The organism is Frankia sp. AiPs1 (genome assembly GCF_023716945.1).
In the GTDB taxonomy this organism is placed as follows: domain Bacteria; phylum Actinomycetota; class Actinomycetes; order Frankiales; family Frankiaceae; genus Frankia.
This window is the reverse complement of sequence record NZ_JAMQQF010000447.1, coordinates 1-5,012: the sequence shown is the minus strand read 5'-3', so window position 1 is coordinate 5,012 and position 5,012 is coordinate 1. Positions and strand designations below refer to the sequence as shown.

At 72.0% G+C, this 5,012-nt stretch carries 5 protein-coding genes; all 5 read left to right on the top strand.

Features of this window, described 5'->3' with window-relative positions:
- A partial coding sequence (locus ND748_RS24975) for an acyl-CoA dehydrogenase family protein (protein ID WP_251748450.1) occupies nucleotides 1–1,016 on the top strand: 1,016 nt, incomplete at its 5' end.
- Nucleotides 1,013–2,503: an amino acid adenylation domain-containing protein gene (locus ND748_RS24970; RefSeq protein ID WP_251748448.1), complete on the top strand. Its 1,491-nt coding sequence runs from the start codon at nucleotides 1,013–1,015 to the stop codon at nucleotides 2,501–2,503. The genes ND748_RS24975 and ND748_RS24970, both read left to right, overlap by 4 nt.
- Before the next feature lie 28 nt (nucleotides 2,504–2,531).
- Nucleotides 2,532–2,813: an acyl carrier protein gene (locus ND748_RS24965; RefSeq protein WP_251748446.1), complete on the top strand. Its 282-nt coding sequence runs from the start codon at nucleotides 2,532–2,534 to the stop codon at nucleotides 2,811–2,813.
- A 46-nt stretch (nucleotides 2,814–2,859) separates the two neighbouring features.
- Complete coding sequence (locus ND748_RS24960; RefSeq protein WP_251748445.1) at nucleotides 2,860–3,405, top strand: DUF1579 family protein; 546 nt, start codon at nucleotides 2,860–2,862, stop codon at nucleotides 3,403–3,405.
- 56 nt (nucleotides 3,406–3,461) lie between these two features.
- On the top strand, nucleotides 3,462–5,012 hold a 1,551-nt coding region (locus tag ND748_RS24955; RefSeq protein ID WP_251748444.1), incomplete at its 3' end, for a beta-ketoacyl synthase N-terminal-like domain-containing protein.

Here is a 5,012-nt window from a genome sequence, read left to right as displayed (position 1 = left end):
GGGACGCTGGCCGACTCGGGCTGACCGGGCTGTGCCTGCCGCGCGACGTTGGCGGCGGCGGCCTGGGCGCGCTGGACACCGCGCTGTGCCTGGAGGCGTTTGGCCGCGGGTGCGCCGACACGGGCCTCGCATTCGCGGTGGCGGCGCACCTGCTGGCCTGCGCGGTGCCGGTGCGGGACTTCGGGTCGCGCAAGGCGCGCGACGAGCTGCTGGCCGCGCTGGCGGCCGGTGAGCTCATCGCGGCCAACGCCATGACCGAAGACGGCGCCGGCTCCGACGTCAGCGCGATGCTCACGACGGCCCGGCGGTCGGGCTCCGGCTTCGTCCTCGACGGCGAGAAGTCGTGGGCCAGCAATGCGCCGGTCGCGGACGTCGTCGTCACGTACGCGGTGACCGATCCGGAGGCCGGGTTCCTCGGGGTGTCGGCCTTCGCCCTGCCGAGCGGTCTGCCGGGAGTACGGCTCGGGGCGCCGCTGCCCAAGCTGGGGCTCGCCGGCTGCTTGGCCGGCCGGGTGCGTTTCGAGGACTGCCCGGTGCCCGAGGAGTACCTGCTGGGCGACGAGGGCCAAGGCTCGGCCGTCTTCCAGCACTCCATGGCCTGGGAGCGGGCCTGCCTGTTCGCGATCTATCTGGGAATGATGCGGCGCCAGCTCCGACTGGTCGTCGAGCACGCTTCCCACCGTCGGCAGTTCGGGCGCCGCATCGGGGATTTCCAGGGCGTCTCCCACAAGATAGTCGAAATGCGGCGACGGCTGGAGAGCGCCCAGCTGCTGCTCTACCGCGCCTGCTGGCTGCTGGACGAGGCCCGTAACCACGTCGCCGCCTCCGCCCTGTCCAAGATCGCCGTATCAGAGGCGGCCGTGGCGAACTCGACCGACGCCGTCCAGATCCTCGGGGCGTCCGGCTACCTCTCCGGCGGAGTCGGCGACCAGCTCCGTGACTCGATACCCAGCACGCTGTTCTCTGGCACCTCGGAGATCCAGCGCGAGCTCATCGCGAAGGACCTGGGACTGTGACACTTCATCGAATCGTTCGAGACGCGGCGAAGACGCACGGCGACCGGCTGGCGGTCGCGGCCGACGACGGCACGCTCACCTACCGGGAGCTCGACGCGCGCGCCGACGCCGTCGCCCGCTCGCTGCGGGCGCTCGGCGTCTCCCGTGGCGACCGGGTGGTCCTCTGGGCCGACAAGTCGGCAGCGATGATCACAGCGATGCAGGCCGTGCTGCGTCTGGGCGCGGCCTACGTCCCGGCCGACGGCTCCGCGCCCGAGCACCGGGTGGCGGTGCTGGCCCGCGACTGCGCGGCGAAGGCCGTGCTGACCACCCGGGACCGCACCGGCCCGTTGCGGGCCTCGCTTGGTACCGGCGTCTCCGTCGCCGAACTGGCGACCAGCCCGGACGGCGCGCAGGAGGCGGCCGACGCGCGCATCGACGAGCCGGCCGCCCCGGACGACCTGGCGTACATCCTCTACACCTCCGGCTCGACGGGCGCTCCGAAGGGCGTGTGCATCAGCCACCGCAACGCGCTGGCCTTCGTCGGGTGGGCCGTCGACGAGCTCGCGGCCGGGCCGGACGACCGGTTCTCCAACCACGCGCCGCTCAACTTCGACCTCTCGGTGCTCGACCTGTACGGGGCCTTCGCCGTGGGCGCCTCCGTCCATCTCGTCGCCGCGGAGCTCGCCTACGCGCCGGCGCAGCTGGCCGAGTTCCTGCACAGCGAGCAGATCACCATCTGGTACTCGGTGCCGTCCGCGCTGACGCTGATGATCCGCGAGGGTGGCCTGCTGGACCGGCCGGCACCGCGGCGCCTTCGCGCGGTGCTGTTCGCGGGCGAGCCGTTCCCCGTCACCCATGTGCGCGCCCTGGCGGGGTGGACGCGGGCGCGGCTGCTCAACCTGTACGGGCCGACGGAGACCAACGTCTGCACGTTCCACGAGGTGCGCCCGACGGATCTGGAGCGCGACCGGCCGGTCCCGATCGGCGTCGCCTGCTCGGGCGACCAGGTCTGGGCCCGCCGAGCCGACGGCGGCGTGTGCGGCCCGGGCGAGGAGGGCGAGCTGGTAGCCGACGGCCCGACGGTGATGCGCGGCTACTGGGGCCGGGAGCCCCAGCGGGGGCCGTACCCGACCGGCGACGTGGTGCGAGTCCTCGACGACGGCCGCTTCGACTACGTCGGCCGCCGTGACCACATGGTCAAGGTGCGTGGTCACCGCGTCGAGCTGGGCGACGTCGAGGCGGCGCTGCTGGCGCATCCCGCGGTCACCGAGGCCGTCGTGGTCGTGGTCGGCAGCGGGATCGAGGCCCGGCTGGTGGCCGTCGTCGTGCCCGCGCACGGTCACGACCTCGGACCGCTGGAGCTGCGCCGACACTGCGCGGCGCGGCTGCCGCGGTACCTCGTCGCCGACGAGTTCCGGACCCGCTCCCACCTGCCGCGCACCCGCAACGGCAAGGCCGACCGCGCCGCCTTGGCCGGCGACCTCGCGGTGACGCCAGCACCGTGACCTTGACTTCCGCCGAGAGGACCGTCCGATGACCGACGCCACGACAGGCACCGACACCGTCACCCAGACGATCACCGACTTCATCCGGCAGCGCTGCCTGGACGGCGACCCGAAGGGCGAGCTCAAGCCGGACACCCCGCTGCTTGCCTGGGGCGTCCTGAACTCCCTCAATACGGTGCTGCTGCTCAACCATATCCACGACGAGCTCGGTGTCACCGTCCCGCCGTCGCGGATCAACGCACGCGACCTGAAGAACGTCCGCGCCATCGCCTCGGCCGTGCGCGCTGTCGCCGCCGAGACCGGGAGCTGACGAGCGGCCGCCCAGCCGCCGCTTTCGATCAACAGGAGGGTCTCCGATGACCGAGCACACACTGACCAGGGACGACCAGAAGGTCACCGACTACCTGGACAACCACCGACCGACCGCGCGGCCAGTCAAGCAGGACACCGGTGTCTCGCCCCGGCTCAATGAGCTGGACTTCCTGCTCGGCCGCATGACCGTCTCATTTGACACCGGTGTGAAGATGGAGGCGCTGACCCGTCCGGTCCTGCGCGGCCACTACTACCAGATGGACCTGAAGGCGACCTACGCCGACGGCTCGCCGAAGCTCGAAGGCCAGTGGACCATCGGCTGGAGCGAGGTCGACCAGCATTTCGAGTCCTACTATGTCGACTCCATGGGCACCCTCGGGGTCTCCACCTCGACCGGCTGGCAGGACGGCCACCTGGAGTTCATCGGCGAGCACGTGCTGGGCGAGGTCGGGGTGCGCACCCGTTCCAAGGACTCCTACACGCCGGTCGACGAGCGTCATTTCAAGCTGGAGGCATTCGTCGAGGTCAACGGTGAATGGAAGCTGTACGACGTGCAGGACTGCAGCCTGACCCCCCTTTCGGAACTCTGAGCCGGCAGCGACCGAGCGTTCCCGCCGACCCTGTCGCGTTCTGAGGAGCCGAGCCGATGGCCGACGAAGAAAAGTTCTCAAAATACCTGCGGAAGGCCACGGCCGAGCTCCGCCAGACCCGCGGCCGGCTGGCGGCCGAGGAGGCGAGGAACAGGGAACCGGTTGCGATCATCGGAATCGGCTGCCGGTTCCCCGGCGGGGTCCGCTCACCCGAGGACCTGTGGCGGCTGGTCGACCGCGGCGCGGACGTGACCACCGAACTGCCGCGGAACCGGGGATGGAACCTGGCCGGTGCCCGGCCGGACCTGCGCGGCGGGTTCCTGCACGACGCGGACCGTTTCGACGCCGAGTTCTTCGGCATGGACGAGGCCGAAGCGCTGGCCACCGATCCGCAACAGCGGCTGCTGCTGGAGACGTCCTGGGAGGCGTTCGAGCGGGCCGGGATCGATCCGGCGTCGGCCAGGGAGACCCGAACGGCCGTGTACGCGGGCCTGCAGTTCGGCGGTTATCCCCTGCTGCTGCGCGAGCCGCCCGGCCCGGGAGTCCAGGACCACGTTGGCTTCGGCAACTCCGGCGGCGCCGGGGCCGGCCGGATCGCCTACCTGATGGGTCTGGTCGGCGCGGCCGTCAGCGTCGACACCCAGTGCACCTCCTCGCTGGTCGCCATCCACCTCGCCTGCAAGGCGCTGCGCGCCCACGAGTGCACGCTGGCGCTGGCCGGCGGGGCGGCGGTGATGTCGATCCCCACCCTGCTGATGGAGTTCCGGCGGACGGGTCGGCTGTCCTCGGACGGCCGGTCGAAGTCGTTCGCGGCCGCGGCGGACGGTGCCAGCCTGGCCGAGGGCGCCGGGATGCTGCTGCTGGAGCGGCTCTCCGACGCGCGGCGCAACCGCCACCCGGTGCTCGCCGTCATCCGTGGCACGGCACTCAACCAGGACGGCGCCACCAACGGCATGTCCGCCCCGCGCGGGACCGCCCAGCAGCGCGTCATGCGCCAGGCTCTGGCCGACGCGCGGGTCCCCGCGAGCAGCGTCGACGTGGTGGAGGGCCACGGCGTCGGCGCGACGCTGGGTGACGGCGTCGAGGCCACCTCGGTGCTCACGGTCTACGGCAGCGAGCACTCGCGGGAGCAGCCCGTCCTGCTCGGCTCGGTCAAGTCCAACATCGGCCACACCCAGACGGTCGGCGCTCTGGCTGGCATCACCAAACTGGTGATGGCGCTGCGGCACGAGCGCGTGCCGGCGACTCTGCACGTGGACGCACCGACACCGCACGCGGACTGGTCGAGCGGCACGGTCGAACTGCTCACAGAGGCTCGCTCGTGGCCAGCCGGGGAACGGGTGCGCCGGGCCGCCGTCTCCTGCCTGACGCTGAGCGGAACGAACGCTCATCTCATCCTGGAGGAGCCGCCCGCCGAGGACGGCGACCAGACCGGCGGCACCCAGCCCGGACCCCGCCCGTCCACCGGGGCCGTAGCGTGGCCGCTGTCGGCCAAGAGCGTCGCGGCACTGCGCGAGCAGGCGCGGCGCGTGTGCGAGGTCGCCGCCGACGCCGATCCCCTGGAGGTCTCGGCCGCGCTCGTCCGCGGCCGGTCCTCGTTTCGCCAG